This is a genomic window from Streptomyces millisiae (assembly GCF_031845425.1).
Lineage (GTDB): Bacteria > Actinomycetota > Actinomycetes > Streptomycetales > Streptomycetaceae > Streptomyces > Streptomyces millisiae.
The window spans coordinates 1-418 of record NZ_JAVREM010000373.1 but is presented as its reverse complement, the minus strand read 5'-3'; the positions used below and the strand labels follow the sequence as shown (position 1 = coordinate 418).

General features: G+C 78.2%; 1 protein-coding gene. It reads left to right on the top strand.

Annotation, left to right across the window (positions count from 1 at the left end; genetic code table 11):
• A partial coding sequence (locus RNC47_RS37145) for an alpha-L-fucosidase (RefSeq protein WP_311605285.1) occupies positions 1-403 on the top strand: 403 nt, incomplete at its 5' end.
• Positions 404-418: the final 15 nt, after the last annotated feature.

Sequence of the window (418 nt, the reverse complement as noted above, 5' to 3'; positions counted from 1 at the left end):
CTTCCTCGACGTCGTCTCGCGCGGCGGCAACCTGCTGCTGAACATCGGCCTCACCGCCTCGGGCGAGGTCACCGCCCTGCAGCGGCGCACCCTCGAAGCGCTCGGCGCGTGGAACGCGGCGCACGGCGACGCCGTCTTCGGCTCCCGCCCGCTCGCCGCCGGCCTCGCCAGGCCCGCCGACGAGCCCTGGGTCCGCTGGACCCGCACCGGGCAGACCGCGCACGCCTTCGTGGACGCCCCCGCGGGCACCCGGGTGGCCCTCGACGCCGACGCCACCGCGCTCGACCTCGCGTCGGCCACCGCGACCGAGGCCACCACGGAGACCGCCGGCGGCGTGCTCACCGTGACGGTCGGGGACCACGCCCTGGCGGGACCGGTCCGGGTGGACATCCCGCTGCGCTGACCCCCGGGCCCGCAC